14 protein-coding genes and 1 pseudogene are annotated in these 19501 nt (G+C 51.6%); 9 read left to right on the top strand and 6 right to left on the bottom strand.

The genetic code is table 11. The features are described from left to right. A pseudogene (locus tag ACE3MQ_RS27165) lies at positions 1 to 338 on the top strand (hypothetical protein); the annotation flags it as partial. 17 nt (positions 339 to 355) lie between these two features. Here the strand turns inward: ACE3MQ_RS27165 and ACE3MQ_RS27160 are convergent. Then, entirely contained in the window at positions 356 to 3451 is a 3096-nt protein-coding gene (locus tag ACE3MQ_RS27160; RefSeq protein WP_379398741.1) for a DEAD/DEAH box helicase, read from the bottom strand. A 238-nt stretch (positions 3452 to 3689) separates the two neighbouring features. On the opposite strand from ACE3MQ_RS27160, the gene ACE3MQ_RS27155 reads away from it, so the two are divergent. Further along, complete coding sequence (locus ACE3MQ_RS27155; protein ID WP_379398739.1) at positions 3690 to 4445, top strand: TspO/MBR family protein; 756 nt, start codon at positions 3690 to 3692, stop codon at positions 4443 to 4445. A 93-nt stretch (positions 4446 to 4538) separates the two neighbouring features. Here the strand turns inward: ACE3MQ_RS27155 and ACE3MQ_RS27150 are convergent, their stop codons facing one another. From ACE3MQ_RS27150 to ACE3MQ_RS27140, 3 genes are all read right to left on the bottom strand, one after another. Next, complete coding sequence (locus ACE3MQ_RS27150) at positions 4539 to 4916, bottom strand: RidA family protein (protein WP_379398737.1); 378 nt, start codon at positions 4914 to 4916, stop codon at positions 4539 to 4541. A gap of 40 nt (positions 4917 to 4956) precedes the next feature. Beyond that, positions 4957 to 6426: an ATP-binding protein gene (locus ACE3MQ_RS27145; protein ID WP_379398735.1), complete on the bottom strand. Its 1470-nt coding sequence runs from the start codon at positions 6424 to 6426 to the stop codon at positions 4957 to 4959. Positions 6427 to 6522: 96 nt separating this feature from the next. Further along, positions 6523 to 8016, bottom strand: coding sequence for an HD domain-containing phosphohydrolase (locus tag ACE3MQ_RS27140; RefSeq protein ID WP_379398733.1), 1494 nt, complete (start codon positions 8014 to 8016; stop codon positions 6523 to 6525). Positions 8017 to 8443: 427 nt separating this feature from the next. Here ACE3MQ_RS27140 and ACE3MQ_RS27135 point away from each other — a divergent pair, with 427 nt between their 5' ends. From ACE3MQ_RS27135 to ACE3MQ_RS27105, 7 genes are all read left to right on the top strand, one after another. Beyond that, positions 8444 to 9349 (top strand): FMN-binding protein, encoded by a 906-nt coding sequence (locus tag ACE3MQ_RS27135; protein ID WP_379398731.1) that lies wholly within the window; start codon positions 8444 to 8446, stop codon positions 9347 to 9349. Between the two features lie 66 nt (positions 9350 to 9415). Then, positions 9416 to 11293 (top strand): NAD(P)/FAD-dependent oxidoreductase, encoded by a 1878-nt coding sequence (locus tag ACE3MQ_RS27130; RefSeq protein ID WP_379398743.1) that lies wholly within the window; start codon positions 9416 to 9418, stop codon positions 11291 to 11293. A 161-nt stretch (positions 11294 to 11454) separates the two neighbouring features. Beyond that, positions 11455 to 11907 carry a hypothetical protein gene (locus ACE3MQ_RS27125; protein WP_379398729.1) on the top strand — a complete coding sequence of 151 codons (453 nt, stop codon included), beginning with the start codon at positions 11455 to 11457 and terminating at the stop codon, positions 11905 to 11907. A 62-nt stretch (positions 11908 to 11969) separates the two neighbouring features. Continuing rightward, the gene (locus ACE3MQ_RS27120) at positions 11970 to 12950 is read left to right on the top strand and encodes a polyprenyl synthetase family protein (protein ID WP_379398727.1); all 981 of its coding nucleotides are present in this window, start codon (positions 11970 to 11972) and stop codon (positions 12948 to 12950) included. Between the two features lie 225 nt (positions 12951 to 13175). After that, positions 13176 to 14132, top strand: coding sequence for a carbohydrate ABC transporter permease (locus ACE3MQ_RS27115; protein ID WP_379398724.1), 957 nt, complete (start codon positions 13176 to 13178; stop codon positions 14130 to 14132). After that, on the top strand, positions 14129 to 14956 hold the full coding sequence (locus ACE3MQ_RS27110) for a carbohydrate ABC transporter permease (RefSeq protein ID WP_379398722.1): 828 nt from the start codon (positions 14129 to 14131) through the stop codon (positions 14954 to 14956). Before ACE3MQ_RS27115 ends, ACE3MQ_RS27110 begins: the two co-directional genes overlap by 4 nt. A 179-nt stretch (positions 14957 to 15135) precedes the next feature. After that, a complete protein-coding gene (locus ACE3MQ_RS27105) occupies positions 15136 to 16548 on the top strand; it encodes an ABC transporter substrate-binding protein (RefSeq protein WP_379398720.1) in 1413 nt (470 codons plus the stop codon). A 95-nt stretch (positions 16549 to 16643) separates the two neighbouring features. Here the strand turns inward: ACE3MQ_RS27105 and ACE3MQ_RS27100 are convergent, their stop codons facing one another. Both ACE3MQ_RS27100 and ACE3MQ_RS27095 read right to left on the bottom strand, forming a co-directional pair. Beyond that, positions 16644 to 17516: a UbiA-like polyprenyltransferase gene (locus ACE3MQ_RS27100; RefSeq protein ID WP_379398718.1), complete on the bottom strand. Its 873-nt coding sequence runs from the start codon at positions 17514 to 17516 to the stop codon at positions 16644 to 16646. A gap of 157 nt (positions 17517 to 17673) precedes the next feature. Continuing rightward, on the bottom strand, positions 17674 to 18957 hold the full coding sequence (locus ACE3MQ_RS27095) for an aspartate aminotransferase family protein (protein ID WP_379398716.1): 1284 nt from the start codon (positions 18955 to 18957) through the stop codon (positions 17674 to 17676). Positions 18958 to 19501: the final 544 nt, after the last annotated feature.

Genomic DNA, 19501 nt, shown 5'->3' with positions numbered 1-19501 from the left:
AGAGACAGCTGCATGGCCGCAAGCCTCGCCCGCGCAGCTGCAGCGGCTGCGCGGCGGGCCCTCCGCCGGCTGCCACGGCGGAGTCTTGGGCAGGAGGCCGGCGATCGCGGGCGCGCTGGCCTCCTGCAGCGCAGCCAGCCGCAGCGGCTGCTGCGCCAGGGCGTGGAGCAGACGCTGGCCGGCGCCCGGCGCGTCTGCCTCCAGCAGGAGCACGGAACAATCCTTATGTTCCGTGGGCTTCCCGGCGGCGGGAATCTCGATTCTCCAGCCGCCGGCCTCAGGCTCAATCCGAACTCCTGCGGCTTCTACTGAAACATTTCCACCTGTATGATCTATAGCCGTTCACCCCTCCTTCTCACGGCCCGGTCTGCAGCGTAATCAAATGCTGCAGCTCCTCGTTCGACATCTCCGTCAGCCACTGCTCGCCGGAGCCGACGACCTGCTCCGACAACGATTTTTTACGCTCGATCAATTCATCAATCCGCTCCTCCAGCGTTCCTTGGCATATCAGCTTGTGAACCTCCACATTTCGCTTCTGCCCGATCCGGAACACCCGGTCTGTCGCCTGATTCTCTACCGCAGGATTCCACCAGCGGTCATAATGAATAACATGATTGGCTCGCGTCAGATTCAGCCCAACCCCTCCCGCTTTGAGCGACAGTACGAAGAACGGAGAGCTCTCTCCCTGCTGGAAGGCATCCACCATGCGATCCCGCTCCGCTTTGCTGATTCCGCCATGGAGAAAAGACGGGGCCGTGCCATATTTGAGCTCCAGCGCCGAAACCAGCAGCTCGCCCATCTGTACATATTGCGTAAAAATAAGCGCTGCCTCATTGTTATCGATGATTAAATCCAGCAACTCGAGCAGTCGCTCCATTTTGCCGGACGCTTCAGCCTTCGCCCTGGCTCCTCTTGCCCCTTGCAGCAGCAGCGGATGGTCGCACACTTGCTTCAGCCGGGTTAACGTAGACAGCACGATCCCTTTGCGGGCCATTCCCGTGCTTCCATCAATACGCTCCATTAAACTTTCCGTCACTTCCCGGTACAGTTCCGCTTGCGCCGGCATGAGCGAGCAGTACGACTTCAGCTCGATTTTATCCGGCAAATCCTTGCGGATGTCCGGGTCGCTCTTCAGACGACGCAGCAGAAACGGCGATATCAGCTTGCGGAGCTTCTCCAGTTCTGCCGACTGCTGCTCACCGCTTGCCGTATACTTCGCCTTGAAGGAGGTGCGGGTGCCTAAATAGCCTGGATTAAGAAATTGAAAAATGGACCATAGCTCGCTAAGCCTGTTCTCGACAGGCGTGCCTGTCATGGCAATCCGGTGGGGGGCATTCAGCTTCATAACGCTTTGCGCCTGCTTCGTGCCGTAATTTTTAATGTATTGTGCTTCATCCAGCACAATCGAAGCCCAGTCCACGGATTGCAGCTCCTTCATATCCCGTCCGGCCAGCGGATACGTCGTCAGCACAACCTGCTGCTTGGCGCACTCCTGCCTGAACTGCTCCCCATGGAGCCGATGGCTGCCATGATGAGTGTGCAGCTTCAGATCCGGTGCAAACCGGGCCAGCTCCTTCTGCCAATTGCCCAGCAGCGAGGTCGGGCAAACAATCAGCACCGTTCCGGCTGTAATGCCGTCCAGCAGCGCCGTAATGACCTGCACGGTTTTGCCAAGTCCCATGTCGTCAGCAAGCAGCGCGCCGAAGCCGAGCTGCCGCATCATGACCAGCCACCGGTAGCCCCGCTCCTGGTAGGGACGGAGGGTACCGTGCAGCGCACGAGGTATCGGCCTGAAATCCAGCCCTCGTACGGAATGGCCCTCCATGAGCATGGACAGCATGCCCGCAGTCTCCACCTGCTCGACCAGCAGGCCATCCCAGTGTATGCTGCCCTCTTCCTGCGAGGTAAGGTGCATCAATTCTCGAAAGGTCATCTCGCCTGCTCCGTGCCGCTTCATGAACTTCAGCAGCTGGCGGATTTCCTTCACATCGATTTCGACCCATTCACCGCGAAAAAATACGAGCGGCGACTTGGAGCCAGCCAACTCGGCAAGTTCATCGGCAGTGAGCGGGCTTCCGTCCAATACCGCCTCCGCTTGGTAATTGACCAGCTGCTCCACCCCCAGCTGCGGCGAATTCCCTTGCGCCGGCTCAAGGGATTCTTCCCAATTGCCCGTCCGCAGCCTGATTCCTGCCGAGCGGCGGCCTTCCTTCGTCCAACGGGTGGGCATTTGCACCGTCACGCCCTGCTTGCGAAGCTGAGCTACGTCTTTGCTTAGAAAAGCATATACCTCTTCCGGCTGCAAAAGCGCGCTCTCGGGACGCGCTCCCTTGATCGCCTGCTGCACTACGCTGGACAGCTGAGCTGCTTTGCTCAACCGAAGCAGCAGATGCTCCCCTACATCGTGATACACTCTGCCGCGAATTTCGATATCCTTCTCAGGATAGCTCCATAACAGCCCATAAGGCAGCAGAACCCCAGGGTCTTCGACGCCTTCTGCCCATAAAGATAAACGCCATAAAGGTACAGCTTGCCCTTCTTCGGCCGGTTCAAGCCGCAAGCATAAGCGGAACGCCCCCGCGCTTCGTCCCTCGTCATCCTCCCGCAGCATCTCCGGCTGGCTTCCTCCGGCCTTCGCAATGCCTCCCGCAAGCTCAGCCAGCTCCGGAATCGTGCCTTGAAGATTGCCATGCGGCACTCCGGCGAGCAAGCCATTCCACCACAGCTCCGCGAGCGGAGAAGTCCCCCGGCGGTAATCGGCCCGGCTCGCATTCAATTTTCTCCCTAATCCGCTAATGACTTTACGAAGCTCATCATCCAGAATCGCGCTCACAAAAGAGTATAGAATGGACAGCTGCCTCGACTCGATGTCCTCCTCCTCTTGTCCTCCTCCAAGCTGGACGGCGGATAAGCAAACCGGAGGCATGCTTCCGGCCAACTGCCGGAACCGTTCTTCATCGTCCGGGCGGCTAAGCTCCGGCCCCCAGATCGAACGGGCTGCAGCCACACCTTTGGGACGACGGTTCCCCGTCAGCGGAACCTCCATCATCGCGGGAGCAACCCGCCCTCTTAATAACAGCTCGAGCGCGAACCGTGCGGCTTTGCTCCAATATTCCAGCTCTTGCCCGGGCACGAACCCCTGCTGCTTTATATGGGTCTCATTCCAGGAGAGCAGCAGCGGCCAAGCCTCTTGAACAGGTAAAGCAAGACCCTCCAGCGTTCGACCAATAAGCGCTTTACGCTCGCCGGATTTGAAAGCGCTTCTTCCCGAAGAAGCCGGATAACGTAATTCTGCGAGCCGGAGCGCAGCTTGCTGAAATGGGCGATGTCCTCCGACCGACACCAGTCTCCTCAAAGATGCCGCCCATGCATCAATCTTAGGTTCGGATGTTTCCCCCGAGAAGCAGAACAATACCTCCCCGAGCCATATAGCATAAAGACGTTGATTCATGGTGATCTCCCGTCGTTTCTAATCCCATCATCATATAAATATTAATGATGTCTCTGATTCATTTTGCCCATACTTCAGCCATTCTCAAACACTTCGCCAAACGATCGGCATGTAAAGAATATGATAACATATGCGCAAGCCTGCCTGATATCATTCGCTTCAATTGGGTATATTCATATAGTAAACACAGATTGTTTAGCATATTTATCCTCAATCAAGCTCTGTAGGAGGCGTATACATGTTTCGTAACAATGTTTACCGTTGGTGGAATATGCTGTTTTTCCTTGCCGTCCTGGCTGTCAATTATTTGGCCATGTCGATTCCTCTTGGCGGAATGACTACTGGGCAGCTGTCCGATAAGTATCACACTCCTGTCACGCCAGCTGGGTACGCCTTTATGATCTGGACGGTCATCTATCTCCTGCTCGCAGGCTATATCATTTATCAGTTCCGAAGAGTTACCAGCAAGCAGGACTCCGTTCTCGCCATTTCCTTTTGGTTTATATTATCCTGCATTTTCAATATGGCCTGGGTGATCTTATGGCAGTATCAATATATAAGATTATCCTTTGTCGCCATGGCCGCCTTATTCATATCATTGGCGGTCATTTATATGAAAACCCGATATATCTACGCTCCAACTCCAGGAGAGACCTGGCTGATCCGGCTTCCCTTCAGCATTTATTTCGGATGGATCTGCGTTGCTACACTTGTTAATCTCGCTGTACTGCTGTTCCATGCAGGCAAAGGCATAAACCTGGATCCGAAAACGGCGGGAATCATCCTGCTGTCCCTGGGCGCTATTGCCGCAATCGCGCTCACCTTCCGCCCCCGCGATGGAGTGCTGCCGCTAGTGTTCGTATGGGCTTATGCTGCTATTGCCGTCGAACAAAAAGAGAGCTCCAGCTTAAGCTTAACCGCGAGTATTCTAGCCTTTATCTTATTGCTATATGCTTTTTTGATCGTCCTCATGCGTGCCCGCGAGCGGGACTGAAATTTCTTTTAAAAAAGGCCACCTACATTCCCTTGCGATCATCCAGGTAATGTATGTGACCTTTTATCCGGCTAAGCTATCCGGCTAAGCTGCCTATTTAAGCGCGATGACTTCGATCTCGACCAAACCGTCCTTTGGAAGTCGGGCTACCTCTACGGCACTTCGTGCCGGATAAGGCTCGGCAAAGAAGGAGCCGTATACTTCATTTACTTTGACAAAATCATTCATATCCTTAAGAAACACCGTCGTCTTGACGACCTTCTCCAAACCGCTGCCGGCTGCTTCAAGAATCGCCTTCACATTATTCAGCGCTTGAGCCGTTTGGGCCTCAACGCCATCTGCGAACTGGCCAGTTTCCGGAACGAGGCCGAGCTGACCGGAGGTATATATCACGTCGCCGATAACCACTCCCTGAGAATATGGCCCGATCGCCCCGGGTGCCGATGTTGTCGATAATACTTGCTTTTCCATAACCTATCCCAACCTTCCCCATTTTTCATATGTTTAAATTTTAACCGGATACGTTGCGTCCGGCAAACATCGCTTGATCCTCGGCAGGAAACGAAGAACCGGGCAGCGTAGCTTCCAAGGATAACGGAAGATAAAGTATAAACACGCTTCCCCGGCCCTCTTCGCTTTGCACCTCAAGCCTGCCGCCAAGCAGGCAAGCCAAATGTCTGCTAATCGGCAAGCCAAGCCCGGTTCCCCCGTATTTGCGGCTGATCGAGCCATCTCCCTGATGAAACGCCTCGAATATCACGGCGTGCTTGTCCGGAGAAATACCGATACCAGTATCCTTCACGGCGAACGCAATGTATTCAACAGCCTGCCGATCCTCCAATTTCGTTCTGAATATTTCCAGCTTTACGTAACCTTCGTCCGTAAATTTGAATGCATTGGAGAGCAGGTTGCGCAGAATTTGTCCAATCCGCTGCGGATCGGAGCCAATCGTAGCCGGCAAATCAGGAGCTGTGTTTATTTCGAACGTCAATCCCTTCAGCCGTGCGGTCTGTTCAAACTGTAAATAGAGCATTTGCGGAAGCTCCTGCACGTTGACTTCCTCCTGAACGATTTCCAATCGCCCTGCCTCCACCTTGGACATGTCAAGAATATCATTAATGATCTGCAGCAGTTCCTGCCCTGACCTATATATGATTCGCCCATAATCCGCAGAGGGCGACTCCTTTTCCGGATAATTCTCGGAAATCATTTGCGCCAAATTAATAATGCTGTTAAGCGGTGTTCTTAATTCATGGGACATATTTGCTAGAAATTCCGACTTGTAATGAGAGGCAAGCGCCAGCTGCTCGGCTTTTTCCTCCAGGGTGAGCTTTGCCTTTTGCAGTTCCTTCGCCTGGCTCTGCAGCTGCTCGTTCACATATTTCAGTTCGAGCGCCCTCCGCCGATCCAACTGAAAATCACGCAGAATCATAGCAAACACAATGCTTAATCCGACACTCAGCGGCAGTACGAGCGGCATGATTTCCAGCATGTACTGCTTAAAGGGAATGACGCCGAATACAGCGATGTTGATCGTATTCACCCCGTTTACGACCAGAATGGCAATCAAGCCTTTTATAGCAAAGCGATAATCGCTTCGTCTCATCCATATGTTCAATGCCGCACATACGATACCCAGTATCGTCAAATTCAGAAAGCCGACGAGCGCCGCCTCCGACATGCCAAAGGTTAAGCGAGCCAGGCCGATACCGAATCCAATCACGACAAGAGTAAGCGGTTGCGAATATACCGCTGTGGCAATAAGAAGAGGAACGAACCTAAGATCGAAGATGACATTATCACTCAGCTTAAAACCAAACATCATACAAATCCAGCCAGAGAAAATCATGAGCAGCACGGACAATATGTATTTAATCTTCCGCGAAGTTTTCGTAAACCAATACTTATATAGAACATTCGCCAAATACGCGACAGTGACCAGCATGCCTAAATTCATCAAGAAAGAATTTCCAAGACCCATCTATTCCCACCCGCTTCATTCTAAAGTTAAAAGGTATTGGAACTTTTTGCATTTCTCTGTCCCTACCATATTAACATGAAGCTGTACCTGGAATCATCAAGACGTTTTCTTTTCATAGTAAGCTTCAACAAATAACCCGACAAAATAGGGATCCCACTGCGTTCCCTTGCCTTTCTCCAGAATGGATATCGCCGTTCCGGAGTTCATGCCTTTTCGATAAGGACGATCCGAGGTCATCGCGTCAAAGGCGTCGGCAACGGCAATGATTCTGCCGAACAGCGGTATCTCCTCTCCTTTCAGTCCGTCGGGATAACCCTTGCCATCATAGCGCTCATGATGGGAACGAACGCCGGGCAGGATTGCGGCCATCTCATCCGTCGGCTCAATTTGCCTAAGAATTGCCTCTCCCAGTACGGGGTGAGCCTTAATTTGCTCCCACTCCTCCTCGGCAAGCTGGCCTTCCTTCAATAGCACGGCATCGCGTATGCCGATCTTCCCTATATCATGGAGCAGCGCCGCTTTGCGGAGCTGGTCGACGACATGCTTGGGCAGCCTGGCTAGCGTACCGATCTGAACGGCATACTCGGCTACCCTTAAAGAATGTCCCGCCGTGTAGGGATCACGGGCATCAAGCGCTGCGGCCAGCGTCGCGAAGTAGCTCTCCACGAGCTGGTCGTTGCGGGCCGCTTGGATTCGAACCCCTCGCAGCATGTGATTGAAGCCGGAGACAAGCCGGGCAAATTCGTCAGAGAACAAGTCGCTGGCCTCTGTGCGCAAGTATCCAACCTTCACTTCGGCCATCCTTTCATATAGATGCTGGATCGGCGTCTCGAGCTCCCGAGTCAGCAGCCAGGATCCGATAAAGGCAAAGCCAAGCCCGATCAACAGGACGATTCCCGCCCATTTCCAAAAGGCGAAGTGATCGATATTCCAGTTCCCTAGCCGAAATTGGACAGCCAGGCTGTATAACAAAAGCGGAAAAGCTCCAATAAGAAAAAAGCTCCATTTTAACTTGCGTTTAATCGAAAAAAGTACCCGGCCGCCAAGCGTAAGCTCCCTGCCGAACAATGTCCAGGAGCGAAGATGCAGCTCCTCCAGAACCGGCCGAATGAAATGGGAGACAAGATAGAAATCGATCATGGCATGCATGCCGGCAAGAAATAGGCCGCCAAGGAATGCTAACAGCACATAGTATGGAGGAAGCGATATTTGACCTGTGGAGGCAAGCCATAGCGTTAAGCCGACTGCGGGTACGGCCAGCCCGAATAAGTGGGGGCCGAGTATTCTTTTGACAATGGACTTAGGCAACCGATGTGTCCTTAAATAAATCATCTGCATGTCGACGAAGCTATCGATGCTTTCATGAAAGGCCAGACGGATCGGTTTGACTTGCCTAATAAATACCGCCCACTCCAACCCAAGCATGATCGTAATGGATATAAGCATGACAGCAAGCATCCGAACATACTCATCCTTTGGAATATCCTTAAGGGCAAAAATGATAAGACCGGCGGCCGAAATTAAGGCTGCGAGCGAACCAGCGATATAGTTCAGCAATAGGCGAGAATAAAATGTCTTGTACACCGACATGATTGCTCATTCCTTCCGTTTACCACAAATAATGGGTGCTGCCTTTAATTCATTATCGGCACAAAAGTATGAAGATTTGACACCTTTTTCCGTTTTAACCGGAGCTTGAGAACTATGGATGAAAGAGAGTGCTGTAAAATATATTTTAAAAAAAATATTTTTAAAATATAAGTAATCGTTTTCATCGGCTCTATATCAAGCTTCTCTGCTTTCCGGGCACAGCGGAAGATGTTTTTTGTCACACAGTAAGTGATTTATTTCACATATATGCTTTTATTTATGTGCTAAACTTTCCTCAAACAAAGGATTTTCCTCCCTTTTTCAAGGGCTGGGGCACCTAAGTTTTCCTTATTATATATATCCCCTACGTTATTAAAATGGTTCACATTTTAATATATACAATTTTATTATTTGGAGGTCATTTAACATGAAAAAAGCATCCATTATTCTCTGCAGCGCACTGCTGCTAGGACTTCTCGCAGGGTGCGGAGCAAAAAACGAGGCTAATAAGGTGGAACCTAATAACGCTCCAGCTACCGAGAATAGCGCAAACAACTCCACCGCAGGCAATTCTGCCGCAGAAGGCAATTTCCAGGACGGTCTATACTTTGCATTAGGTAAGGAAGATCCGAAAAGCGGCTGGCAATATTTCGTCAAGCTGCAGGTTGAAGGCGGTAAAATTGCCGACGTGGAATGGAACGGCACAAACGCAACCGTACCGGTAGACAAAGTCACTTACTCCGAGCAGGGCAAATACGGTATGAAGGAAAAAGGCGGATCACAAGCAGAGTGGCACGAACAAGCGGCTAAAGCGATCGCATTCCTCATCGAGAAGCAGGATACAAAGGCCGTCACCCTGGATGCAGAAGGCAAAACTGACGCAATCTCCGGCGTATCCATACATGTTAACGATTTGTTCGACCTTGCCGATCAAGCACTCGCTGCTGGCCCAATTCAACCAGGTCCTTACAAAGACGGCAGCTACCATGCCGAAGGCGACAAATTTGCAGAGGGATCCGGCTGGAAGGAAACGGTTGACGTCATTGTATCCGCAGGCAACATCGTAAGAGTGAACTTTAGCGGCGTAAATGAAGCTGGCGAAGACAAGAGACTAAACTCCATTGACGGCAAATACGGCATGGTCGAAAAAGGCGGCGCACAAGCAGAATGGCATGAGCAAGCTGCTAAAGCTGAGCAATATTTGATCGAGAAGCAGGATCCAGCTGCAGTAAGCTTCAATGATGAAGGTAAAACCGACGCGATCTCCGGTGTATCCATCAGCTTGAAATCGTACTATGATCTTGCAGCTAAAGCGCTTGAGCAAGCGAAATAATATTCGTTCCTATATTTAAGTAACTCATCTCCATGATGACCAGCCTAAAGTAAGAAGGTGAAAATGTTGAAGAAAATAGTCGTTCTTGGCGGCGGTTACGGCGGAGTCACTACGTCGAAGCATCTGGCCAAATTATTCAAGAAAGAAAAAGACGTTCAAATCCAGTTAATTGACAAAAATCCGTATCATACCTTACTGACGGAATTGCATGAGGTCGCCGCAAACCGGGCCCCCGAGGACTCCATTCAAATTAATTTGAAGAAAATTTTTGAAGGACAAAAAGTAGACGTCGTACTTGATTACATTGACAACATTGATTTTAAAGCCAAGGAGCTTCGCTCCAAAAAACAGACTTACAAGTACGATTATCTGGTTGTCGGCACGGGCTGTAAGCCTACATTCTTCGGCATTCCAGGCGCCGAAGAGCATGCAATGACCTTATGGTCCTACGAAGATGCCGTTCGCCTGAAAGAACAGGTTCGCCGCATGTTCAGCGAAGCTGCCAAAGAAGTTGATCCTGTCATTCGCAAGAGGAAATTGTCCTTCGTCGTTGTCGGAGCAGGCTTTACCGGCGTAGAGCTCGTTGGCGAGCTGGCGGAATTCCGCGATGAGCTGTGCAAGGAATTTTACATTGATCCAAGCGAGGTTCGCCTCGTGGTTGCGGATATGGCTCCGAAAATTTTGCCAATCCTGCCCGACAAGCTGATTGATAAGGCCGTCAAGCGTCTGAATAAGATGAATGTCGAAATCGTAACGAGCGCTAAAATTACCGGCGTTACGAAATCCAGCGTCCTGCTTGGCAACAAAGAGCTGGAGGCAGCTACGATCGTCTGGACAGCCGGTGTTGAAGGCTCCGATCTCGTCGGCAAGCTGGACGTACAGCAAGAAGGCCGTAAACGGATCGTTACTAACGATAAGCTGCAAAGCGTGGATCATGAGAATGTATATGTCGTTGGCGACAACATTTTCTACATTCCGGAAGGTGAGACACGGCCCGTTCCGCAAATGGTCGAAAACGCTGAAATGGCTGGCATCCATGTCGCTCATAATATTCATGCCGATTTCAAAGGCAAACCGAAGAAGTCTTATAAGCCTGGCTTCCACGGCACGATGGTCTGTATCGGCAGCCGCTACGGTGTAGCCAATGTAGGATTGCCAAATAAGCAATTCATGTTCAGCGGATTCATTGCTATGTTCTTCAAGCACATGATCAATATGTACTATCTGTCCACAATCGTAGGCTTCAATAAAGTATGGACCTACATGATGCATGAATTCTTCCATGTGAACAACCGCAGAAGCTTCGTAGGCGGCCATTTCTCCAAGCGTTCGCCTAACTTCTGGCTTGTACCGCTTCGGGTATTCGTAGGCTATAAATGGCTGCAGGAAGGTATCGATAAGCTGCCTAAGGTGCTTAAGAACCCTTCAGACATCTTCCTGATCCCTGCATCACCTCATGCCGGCGATGCAATATCCGCAGCGAGCGAGGCGGCGGAGGCCGTTACGACAACCGTTGATGCGCAAACAGCTGCATCCGCAGTAGAAAGTGCTTCAACCGCTGTTACGGCGTTGCCAGTACCGGGCTTCATCACGAATACCGTGAACTGGTTCATGGGTCTCTTCTTCTATACTTCCGACGGCGGATATACCGGACTTGCTTCCGTATTCCAGACCGGAATGGTATTTGCTGAAATTATTATTGGGATCCTGCTTATTGCCGGCCTATTCACCGCAGTATCCTCGATCGTCACCGTTGGACTTGGCATTATGATCTGGTCCTCCAGCATGGCATCGAGCGAAATGCTGTGGTACATGACCGCTGGCGTTGCACTTATCGGCGGATCAGGCAGCATGTTTGGTCTTGACTACTACGTACTGCCTTGGCTCAAAAAACAATGGAAGAGAATACCGCTCGTGCGCAGATGGTATCTCTATACGGATTAAGCTTACAACTGCACAAAGCTTTGCCCCTTTATTCCAGAGTAATGTGCGGCTGCCGCACATTACTCTGATTTTTAACAATGGTCGTTATTAGTGGATATTAAACCGCCGTTATCGGTGCGAAATTCCCTGCAAACCTACTTGCTTGTTAAGGAGTGTTCCTTATGATTACTGCTCTCATTCAAGATGCTTTTCATTTATTGCAGGGCGAAATGTCGCCCGAAACCGGCATCACTCTAGATCTGAAGCAAGAGGATGTGCTGCCTGCAGCCCTTCTGCTCTCGGAATATGATATGACAGCGGAGCGGCAAATCCGTTTGCTCTCCATTTACATTGCAATCAAGCTCGCCCTTCAGCGTCACCAGGATTGTCATCTTCTGGAACCCGGTGACGTACTCACCCGCAAAGTACTGGACGGCGATTACTTATACAGCTTTTACGTGCAGCTATGTCTGCGTTACGAGGAATTCGATCTCCTCACCCATCTGGCTCCTACCGTCAAGCAGATTCAAATCAAGCGTGTCGAGGGGTATCCCGAGGATGAACGCCTCACCAAAGGCTTTGAGGTGTTCCTTCGCCTGGAGAACCACCGAAATCATGCAAAACGGGCGATTTAACCGTCACTTTAAATGAACCCTGAAACTGTCTGAACAACACTCATTACGAGGAGGGGAACATCATGAAAATGAATGAACAGCTTGGCATCTCCCTAAGAGCGGTAGATAAGGAAATTGAGAACATGGTCAAGTTCGACAAGGATGTTCCCCGCTCCTCGGAGCTTGCCCGAAGCATCGTAGAGCTCATTCGCTCCGGCGGCAAACGGGTTCGCCCGTTAATGGTTATCGTGGGCAGCCGCTTCGGCCCCGCGCCCGATGAGCGCAAGGTATGGCGTCTGGCTGCAGCCGCAGAATTCATTCATGCGGCTTCCCTGATTCATGATGATGTCATCGATGATTCGCCAGTTCGTCGGGGAGACAGGGCGATGCATATCAAGCTCGGAATTAACCGTGCGATCCATGTCGGCAATTATATGTCAGCCCGGGTCATTGAGTTGATCTCTGTCTATTCCGCGGATCGCGAGCGTTATGCGTACGATCTGTCTTCCTTAGTAACCACGCAATTATGCCTGGGCGAATATCAGCAATTGTCCCATCTGTTCGATTATGACGTAACGATAGAGCAATATTTAGAGAAGTCGAAGAATAAAACCGCACAGCTTATGGCAGCCTGTCTGCGAATCGGAGCGCAATCGGCGGGAGCCGACGATGATACAGCGAACCTGCTATACAGCTTCGGGGAGAAGCTCGGCATGGCCTTTCAAATCCGCGATGATATTCTGGATTTCACCCAATCCTCGGAGAAGCTGGGCAAGCCCGCCGGCAGCGATCTAAGGAGCGGTCAGGTAACGCTCCCCGTCCTGTACGCGCTGCAGGACGACGCCCTCGCTCCTCTAATACGAGCAGTGAATGCAAATACGCCTGCCGAATATACCGATGAAGTTATCGCGGCGATCCAAAGCTGTGGTGCGCTTCAGAGAACCGAGGCGTTAAGTGCGCAGTTTTTACAAGAAGCCCAACAAATTATCGATCGCTTAAGCGCTTATCCAGCCCACCGCGATTTACAGGTGCTGCTGAGCTTTTTCAGTGGACGGGATAAGTAAACGCGCTGCACAGACCATTTAGTTCATTCATAAGACACCTCTTGTTCATGGAGTGAGCCTAGAGCATCATGCATTAAAGCTCTTGCCTCCCTTAACAAATGGGGTGTCTCTTTTTTTTGACTCCGCAAAATTTAACGATCGTTTAACTCCCCGTTGATGCCATGTTAATCCCGTCCATCTAAACTAGGATTGATCTTTGTTTACTACCCAAGGGGGGAATCATCCATGAACACTACGGTCAGAAACGCGCCAACTTCGGCTGTGGTCACAGCTTCCTCGTACAAGACCGTACATAGAAGCAGGTTGACCGCAAGCTTTAAGGAGCATATGCTGGCCTATCTTTTTCTCGCACCGTCTATCGTGCTATTCAGTCTGTTCCTCCTCTATCCCCTAGTCAAGTCGGTATATCTCAGCTTCTTCCTGACCGATCCGCGGGGGAATATTGCGGCTTATGTCGGGCTGGACAATTTCCGGCAGCTCCTGGGTTCCGCTCAGTTCTGGAACAGCCTGGCCGTTACCGGCAAATTCGTGCTGCTCACCGTTCCGGGCGGGCTCATTCTCGGCTTGATCATGGCCGCACTTGCCCATTCCCGGCTCAGGGGGATGCGCCTGTTTCAGTTTATTTTCTCCCTCCCCCTCGCCCTCTCGGTCAGCACCTCAGCCGTAATCTGGATGATGCTGTTCCATCCTACGCTGGGCATGTTCAATTATTTCCTCGATTTAGCGGGGCTCCCCGCAGTACAATGGCTGACCGATTCACGCTGGGCGCTGATATCGATTTCCATCATGACTCTATGGATGAACTCCGGCTTTAACTTCATCGTGCTGCTCAGCGGCCTGCAAGGGGTTTCCGAGGACATGTATGACAGTGCCAAAGTGGACGGAGCCGGGCCTTTCCGTACATTTATCCGCATCATCCTGCCCTTGCTGTCGCCGACACTGTTCTTTCTGCTTATCGTATCCGTCATCGGTTCATTCCAGGCCTTTGGGCAAATGCACATTTTAACCAAGGGCGGTCCAGCAGGCTCGACCGAAGTATTTGTCTATTCCATCTATAAAGAAGCCTTCGTAAATTACCAGTTTGGTACCGGAAGCGCCATGGCCATCGTCCTATTTCTGCTCATTCTAACTTTGACGCTCATTCAATTCACCATTTTGGAAAAGAAGGTGCACTATCAATGACGCTATCCCGCCCTCTTCGTCACAGCGCCGTATATTTCGTTCTGTCCTTACTGTCGCTGTTCATCCTCTATCCGCTGCTGTACACCTTCCTCTCCGTATTCATGACGCCGGAAGAGACGAGCCAATTCCCCCCTGCTCTCTTCCCGTCCAGCTTGTATTTGGGAAGTCTGGAAGCGGTCATTCAGATCATCCCGGTCTTTCGCTTCATCGCCAACAGCTTCTTCGTATCAACGCTAGTCATGATCGGACAGCTGATTACGGCGAGTCTTGCGGCCTATGCCTTCGCGTTCATTGCTTTTCGCGGCAAGGCGTTCTGGTTTGCGGTCTTTCTATCGACCATGATGATTCCCTGGGAAGTGACGATGATTCCCAATTTTCTCTTAATCAAATCATGGAACTGGCTCGATACCTATCCAGGACTCGTCTTCCCCTTCCTCGCCTCCGCCTTTGGCGTATTCCTGCTGCGGCAATTCTTCCTGCAATTGCCCCGGGAGCTGTTCGAAGCCGCGCGGATCGACGGGTGCGGCCATGTGCGCTACTTTGCCGGCATCGTTCTGCCGCTGGCAAGGCCAGGCCTGGCAACGCTCGCCGTATACGTATTCCTGAATACCTGGAACAGTTATTTATGGCCGCTGCTGATTACGAATACCGCCAATATGCGCACCGTGCAAATCGGTATCAGCATGCTGCAATTCGAGGAAATGACCGCCTGGAACGTAGTGCTTGCCGGGGTATCCCTTGTGCTGCTTCCCTCGCTGCTGCTTATCGTCCTTGGTCTTAAACAGCTTGTGCGCGGGTTAACCGCCGGGGCAATCAAGGGATAGCCTTTGGCAAAGCACTCTACGTTGAGTTGACGTTGACGTTGACTCTGATACTGACATGCAGACGTTTCAAGACAACGATTTAGAAACTCCCGTCCACCGGCGGATGATATAGATATTTTTATTTTCCGGATATTTGTAGCGAGTATTAACTATGCAGATCAAAGGGAGAGAAAAAACAAATGAAACCATTCAAGCTTAAGCACTCACTTCTATTGACTACGATTTTAATTCTATCTATGCTCGTGTCCGCCTGCGGCGGAGCGGGCGGAGGCTCGGGATCTACTGCAAATGGAGAGGCTTCCGCTAGCAATTCAGCGACCGCCGGCAATACGAAGAATGACACGGGCCCCGCGACAGCGGGCAAAACCAAAGTTGTGTGGTGGCATTCGATGGGCGGAGAGCTGGGTACAGCTGCAGATCAGCTTGTGGCGGATTTCAACGCCTCCCAAGACAAGGTGGAAGTAGAAGCGATTTACCAGGGCACTTATGATGAAAGCATGAATAAAATGAAAGCTTCCATGGATTCCAAATCCGGCCCGTCTCTCATTCAGGTATACGAAATCGGCTCCCGCTTCATGATCGACTCGGGCGCAATTACGCCAGTACAGCAATTCATCGATGAAGATAACTATGATCTTAGCCAATTAGAAGAGAATATCGCGAATTACTATACGTTCGAGGGCAAGCAATACTCCATGCCTTTCAACACGTCGAACCCGATTCTCTACTACAACAAGGATTTGTTCAAAGCCGCAGGGCTTGATCCGGACAAAGCCCCAGCCACGTATGAGGAGCTGAAAAAAGCAGCCGAGACGCTGAGCAAAAATGGAACTCCTGCCTCCTTTGCCATTTACGGCTGGTTTATGGAGCAATTTTTTGCGAACCAGGGAGCAGAATACGTCGACAACGGAAACGGCCGAACCGCAGCGGCAGCCCAGTCCCTCGTCAACGCGGAAGCAGGCGTGAATACGCTGGAATGGTGGAAGAGTCTTATCGACAGCCAGGCGGCCATCAACCTTGGCCGCAAAACCGATGACACCAAGAAGGCCTTCGTCGCAGGCCAAGTAAGCATGACGCTGGACTCTACGGCAGGACTGCGGGGTATCGTGGACAGCGTCGGCGATAAGTTCGAAGTCGGCACCGCCTTTCTTCCCAAGCCGGAAGGAAGCACGGATGGCGGGGTCATTATCGGCGGAGCGAGTCTGTGGGTTCTTAATAATAAGCCGGAAGAGGAGCAGAAAGCAGCCTGGGAGTTCATGAAGTTCCTCGCCGAGCCGCAAACGCAAGCGAAATGGCATATTTCGACCGGCTACTTCCCGATTACGAAGAAGGCTTACGACGAGCAAATCGTGAAGGATAATTTGGCCAAATATCCGCAATTCCAGACGGCGGTCGATCAGCTTCATGCCAGTAAGCCAAGCCTGGCAACGCAAGGTGCTGTAATGGGCGTGTTCCCGGAAGCTCGGCAAATCGTGGAGAGCGCGATCGAAGAAGCGCTTGGCGGCAGCAAATCCCCGAAGCAGGCGCTGGATGATGCCGCTAAAGCCATTACGGAGAAAATCGGCAACTATAATAAAACGGTGCAAAAATAATCGACGCGAGCATTGAACACGGAATTAGCTCCCTTCCAAATCGGTGGAGGGGAGCTATTTTTATCTTTTTAACGAAGGTACCTGGTCATGATGGATCAATGCATATAGAAGTCAATTAACGCAGTAAATAAAATAACCATACTGATGACTTGATTAAGGTTGTAGGACGCGATCTTCATAACCTGCCGATTGGCCGGCTTTATGATGCGATGCTCGGCAAGCAATAGAATGACCGCGATCCCGATCCCGACGCCGTATATCCAGCCGAGCCCCCGAAGAGGAATGAGTGCAAGCAGCAGAATGACCATCAATAAATGCAGTGCCCCGGCAATGCGCAGGCCGTTTTTCAAGCCGAAACAGCTGGGAATCGACCACAGCCCGTGAGTGCGGTCGAATTCGATGTCCTGCGAGCCGTAGATGATGTCAAAGCCCGCGATCCACAGCATGACGATCGTTCCCAGCACAAAGGGGGTAAACGCGAATTTACCGGTCACGGCGAACCAAGCTCCGATCGGTGCGGAAGCAATCGTAAACCCCAGATACAAATGGCTTAGATATGTAAATCGCTTCGTATAGGAATACGATGAAATCAGGAAAATCGCCACGGGAGACAGCAGAAAACAAAGCGGATTCAGCATCGCCGAGGCTGCGATAAAGATACCGTAATTGACGATCACGAACAGCAGCACTTCCTTCGATTCCAGCAGCTTTTGCGGCAAATGGCGATGTGCGGTACGCGGGTTCTGTGCATCGTAGACCCGGTCCACGACGCGATTAAAGGCGTTTGCCCCGTTGCGAGCGCCGATCAGGGCAATCAGCCCCCAAATCATCACCTGCGCGGACGGCAAACCGTTCGCTGCCCAAACCATCGAAATGATGGCAAAGGGCAGCGAAAATAAGGTATGCGAGAACATGACTAATTCACTGTACAGCTTGATTTTGGATCCGACCTTGCGGGCGTATTCCATAGCTTCCACACTCCTTGATACGGTGCGCGCCATTTATTTTAAGAGATAAGCCGCTTCCGTCTCTCTCTTATTCTCAAATGACGCTATAAAAACGAGATATACTTTATCCCATCGAGTCATCGTGATTGTCAGGCTCATGATGGGAAGGGGTGATTCATCATACTAAGGAGCGCAGCGTCTCCTCCAGCGCAGTCAGCATGCCTGCGATATCTTCCTCCGAAATAACGAGCGGCGGCTGGAAGGCCAGGACGTTGCGATCTACGCCGTTCTTACCGATGATATATCCTTTGTCTTTCATATGCTCGAGCACATCATCTACCAATGTCGCACCTCGCGATGTATCCTCCCCGCACAGCTCGGCACCGATCATCAGCCCGGCTCCGCGCACCTCCGTGACAGCTTCCGGAAAGCGGGCGGCCAGGCTGTGCAAGCCTTCCTGCAGGACATCTCCAAGCTGCCTGGAGCGCTGTACCAATCGATGCGACTCGATGTAGTCCAGCACCGCCAATGCGGTGACGGCCGACACGGGATTGCCGCCGAACGTAGACGCCGAAGGGCGGTTGAAGCTAGCGGCGATTTCGTCGGTCGTGGCGAACGCAGCAACCGGAACGCCGTTGCCCAGCGCTTTGGCCATCGTGACGATGTCCGGCTGCACGCCATAATGCTCGGTCGCGAACATTTCCCCCGTCCGGCCGAAGCCGGTCTGGATTTCATCCGCGATGAAGAGTACGCCATGCCGCTCCAGCAGCGCCTTCACTTCGGCGAAGTACCCCGCGGGCGGCACGATAATGCCGGCGTTGCCCTGAATCGGCTCGGCGATCATGGCGGCGATTTCGCCGCCCTTGTCTTCGAGCGCCTTCTTCAGGGCAGCGAGGGAGCGCTGTGCCGCCTCCTCCCTGCTCATCCCCCGTTCATAAGGCCGGGGAATGAACGTCACGTCAGGATCCGCTTCGAGCTGCGGATCCGTCCGCCACATGCGCAGGCCCGTCACGCTCATCGTCAAATACGTGCGGCCGTGCAGCCCTTGCTCCAGCGCGATAAAGCCTCTTTTTCCCGTATGCAGACGGGCCAGCAGCAGAGCGCCTTCGTTGGCCTCAGAACCGCTGTTCACGAAGAAGGTTCGCTTCAATTCGCCAGGAAGCACCTCCGCCATGCGCTGTGCTAAATCGACATTCGGCTGGGTCAAATAGATGGTGCACGTATGCTGCAGCGTTCTCAGCTGCTCCTCGGTACGTCTGACGATGTCCGGGTTGCAGTGGCCGCAGGCGACGACGGATACCCCCGCAAAAAAGTCCGTGTATCGCCGGTTCTCATGATCGTACAGGTATTGCATTTCTCCTTTGACGATTTGCGGTGGAGTTCTGTAGAAGTGGCTCGTGCATGGGTAGAAATGCTGCTGCCGTTGTTGAATTATGTGATGTGGTCCGCTGTATTGCTCCATCGTTTCCGCTCCTTTTCTTTTGGTGATAGACATCAGGCCTTATATCATAGACATCTTGTACTGGCACTAGTACTGCCACTAGTACTGGCACACTGGTACTGGTACTGGTACTGGTACTGGTACTGGCACTGGCACTGGCACTGGAACTGGAACTGGAACTGGAACTGGAACTGGTACTGATACTGGCATTGGTGCTGGCACTGGTACTGGCACTGGCATATGGCTTTGACTTTGACACTGGGAGCCCTTGCTTTATTACTTCATTTTCGCTTTGGACATAGAACATAGTATTGCGCTTACCTTTACCATTCGTTTGATTTATCGGTTCGCCACTTAGCGCTCAGCTCAGCCCTCGGGTACCTTTACCTTCAACCCTCAGGTACCTTTACCTTTAGCAATAGAGTGCGTTGTAAGATTACTAACTGTATTTTAGGTATTTAAAAGTAGACCGTTGCGTCATTTCCACCCTCTAAATGGATTTCATACAGCTAAAACTAGGTTTCCGTTAAAAATGAATGAATATATCCTGATTTAGATGCATGAA

The organism is Paenibacillus lentus, assembly GCF_042714055.1.
GTDB lineage: Bacteria > Bacillota > Bacilli > Paenibacillales > Paenibacillaceae > Fontibacillus > Fontibacillus lentus_A.
This window is presented reverse-complemented; position numbering and strand designations above follow the sequence as displayed.